The organism is Halolamina salina (genome assembly GCF_042678005.1).
Classification (GTDB): domain Archaea; phylum Halobacteriota; class Halobacteria; order Halobacteriales; family Haloferacaceae; genus Halolamina; species Halolamina salina.
This window is the reverse complement of the sequence record NZ_JBHUDH010000033.1, coordinates 1-2,910: the sequence shown is the minus strand read 5'-3', so window position 1 is coordinate 2,910 and position 2,910 is coordinate 1. Positions and strand designations below refer to the sequence as shown.

Annotated in this window: 4 protein-coding genes; 3 read left to right on the top strand and 1 reads right to left on the bottom strand. The window is 71.6% G+C overall.

Annotation, left to right across the window (positions count from 1 at the left end):
- From ACFR9S_RS03945 to ACFR9S_RS03935, 3 genes are all read left to right on the top strand, one after another.
- Window positions 1-1,197 (top strand): LVIVD repeat-containing protein (locus ACFR9S_RS03945; protein ID WP_379818106.1); only part of this gene is annotated, 1,197 nt, incomplete at its 5' end.
- 92 nt (window positions 1,198-1,289) lie between these two features.
- Window positions 1,290-1,616, top strand: coding sequence for a NifU family protein (locus tag ACFR9S_RS03940; RefSeq protein WP_379732728.1), 327 nt, complete (start codon window positions 1,290-1,292; stop codon window positions 1,614-1,616).
- Between the two features lie 60 nt (window positions 1,617-1,676).
- Window positions 1,677-2,210, top strand: coding sequence for a hypothetical protein (locus tag ACFR9S_RS03935; RefSeq protein ID WP_379818105.1), 534 nt, complete (start codon window positions 1,677-1,679; stop codon window positions 2,208-2,210).
- On the opposite strand, the gene ACFR9S_RS03930 is transcribed toward ACFR9S_RS03935, so the two are convergent.
- Window positions 2,211-2,910: ribonuclease FAU-1 family protein (locus ACFR9S_RS03930; protein ID WP_379818104.1), on the bottom strand; the 700-nt coding region annotated here is incomplete at its 5' end.

The window sequence follows — 2,910 nt, the reverse complement described above, 5'->3', positions numbered from 1 at the left end:
GACGTCTCCGACCCCGACGAGCCGCGCGTGCTCGCCGAGCGCCGCGACCCGCTGGCCGACCGCGAGGACGGGCCGCTCGACGGAATCTACGACGTGAAGCTCGCCGGGGAGACGCTGCTGGTCGTCGGCCCCGCCAACCCCGGGACGAGCGAGCTCTCGGGCGCGTTGTTCGTCGACGTCTCCGACACCGCCTCGCCCCGGGAGCGGGCGTTCTACCCCACAGACTACCCGATCCACAACGCCTACCTCGAGGGCGAGCGGGCGTACCTCACCGCCAACGACGGGGCCGACCGCGAGCTCACGATCGTCGACGCAGCCGGCGAGCCGAGCCGTATCGGCGGCTGGTCGCTCACCGAGTACGACGAGCGCTGGACCGACGTCCCGCCGCTCCCGCGTACGCTCCACGACGTGTTCGTACAGGACGGGATCGCCTACCTCGCCCACTGGGACGCCGGGACGTGGCTGCTGGACGTGAGCGACCCGACCGCGCCGACGGTGATCGCCCACATCGGCCGCGGTGCGGAGACGGTCGCCGACGAGTACGAGTCCGACGCGGACGGCTACGACGGGCTGCCCGGAAATTCACACTACGCCGCGGTCGACGAGGCCGGCGACCTGCTCGCGGTCGGCCGCGAGGCGTGGGCGACCGAGGACCGACCCGACGGCGGGCCGGGCGGGATCGACATGTACGACGTCTCCACCCCCTCGGAGCCGGTCCACCGCTCGACGATCGATCCGCCACCCACCCCCGATCCCACGCAGGACGGGACGTGGACGACCGCCCACAACTTCGACTTCCGGGACGGGATCCTCTACAGTTCGTGGTACCGCGGCGGCGTGAAGCGCCACGACGTGGGCGATCCGACCGAGCCGCGGGAGCTGACGTGGTGGGCGGACCGCCCCCACGCGGAGTTCTGGACCGCCCGCGTCGCCGTCCCCGGGTCGACGTTCGTCGCCGCCTCGCGGGCGACGCTCGACTCGCCCGCCGCGCTGTACGTCTTCCCCGACGCGGACGGGCGGACCCTGTGGGGGTACGACGACCTCGTGACTCTGACCGCGACGCCGACGAGCGCCGAGACGCCAACGTCGACCGATGCTGCCCCGCGCGTCGAGTCCCCGGGCCTCGGCGCGCTGGCGGCACTCGCGGGCGTCGGCGCCGGCACGCTCGCGTGGCTGCGCGGGCGGGACCCGGAGTGAGCGGCAGGAACGATCGTGACACAGTTTTTTCTCGCCCGTCGGCGTGCAGGAAAACCGCAAGCTACCAGTGTCCCTGGCCCGAAGGGGAAGCAATGAGCGAGGAGAGTCTGAAACAGCGCGTCGAGGACTGGATGACCGGGCAGATGCCCATCATCCAGATGCACGGCGGGCGGAGCGTCGTCCGGGAGGCCGACCCGGAGACGGGCACCGTCACCGTCGAGCTCGGGGGGTCCTGTGCGGGCTGTGGGATCAGCGACCTCACCGCACAGAACATCAAACGCGACATGATCGTGGCGTTCGACGAGGTCGACGAGGTCCACGTGCTGGTCCCCTCGACCGGCGAGCAGGGCGACGCGACCGTCGAGGGCGGCCGGGGCGGCGAGCTCCAGTACGGCACCGAACACCCCAACCACTTCTGAGCGGCCGGCGGCCCCCACGCTTCGCGGTGGTTTGATTATCGGCCCAATCGACGGGAAGATATGGAGAGACGCCAGTTCCTCGCCGCCGCGGGGCTCTCACTCGCCGTCCCGACCGCGGGCTGTACCGCCCCCGGAAACGCCACCGAGACGCCGGCACCCCAGCGCGTGACGGTGAGCTTCAGCAACGACAGCGATCGGGCGCTCGTGTTCACCGCCGCCGCGATTGCTGCGGGCTTCGGCGGGGTCGAACTCACCTACGCCGACAGCGAGACGGAGACGTTCCCCGACGCCGAGACCGTCGCCGACGAGCCGACGCAGGCGTGGGAGCAGGCCGTGACGTTCACGCCGCTGGGCGACGCCCAGCGCCGGCAGTTCCGCTCGACGGCCGGCTCGGGCACGGGGATCGAGTTCGAGCCGATGCCGTACGGCAGCACCGTCGTCACCGCGGTCGCCGATCCCATCGCCGAGTCGCCGATGTGGAGCATCGGTTCCGGCACCTGTGGTGCCGTCAAGGAAGCCAGCTTCGAGGTCGCCGTCGACGCCGCGGGGATCGTCCACCGGTCGACGACCTGTACGGACACGCCCTCGGCGTAGTCAGATCGCGCGCTCGATGCTCGAAGCGACGCTCCGGGCCTTCTCCGCCAGTTCCTCAGATAGCTCGCCCGCTTCGACCGCCGCATCGAGTTCGTCGTCGTCGACGCGCTCGACCGTGCCGTCGGGCTGTTTGATCACGTCGACGTGGAGGTCGACGTAGCACACTGAGTCGGGGAACAACTCGACGGGAGTGCAGACGTTGACGTACGTCCCCTTGTGCTCGCCGTCGGCGCTCCGGTAGGTGGTCGGGTACCACCAGCGCCCCTCGCGGAACTTCGTGAGCGCGGTGTCGCCGGACTCCCGGCGGGTGCCGAGCGCGTCGTACGTCCCGCCGCCGGTCATCTCCCGCTCGACTGCGAGCGTGCCGTCGTCGTCGCGCTCGACCACCTCGCCCTCGCCGAGGACGATCCGCCGCCCCGCCGGCTTCCCGTGGTCGATCCGGACGTAATCCCCCTCGTGCGGCCCGAACTGGTCGGCGACGACCGCGAACGGGAACTCCCCGCCGAGATCGTCGCCGCACAGCGCCTCCGCGAAGTCGACGCCCGCGCTGGCGGCCTCGGTGCCGGCCTTGGTCCGGTGGTGGCCCGGCATCGTCGCCGTCACCTCGCGCCTGATCCCGTCCAGCGCGAACCGCGACTCGCGGCCGAACCAGAGCCACGCGCCCGCCGTCGGGCTGGCGACCTCACGGACCGGTTCGGGG

What these genes read in the sequence shown, in the direction of transcription:
- ACFR9S_RS03940 (WP_379732728.1), top strand. Translation starts at nt 1,290, where the DNA reads ATGAGCGAGGAGAGTCTGAAACAGCGCGTCGAGGACTGGATGACCGGG.
- ACFR9S_RS03935 (WP_379818105.1), top strand. Translation starts at nt 1,677, where the DNA reads ATGGAGAGACGCCAGTTCCTCGCCGCCGCGGGGCTCTCACTCGCCGTC.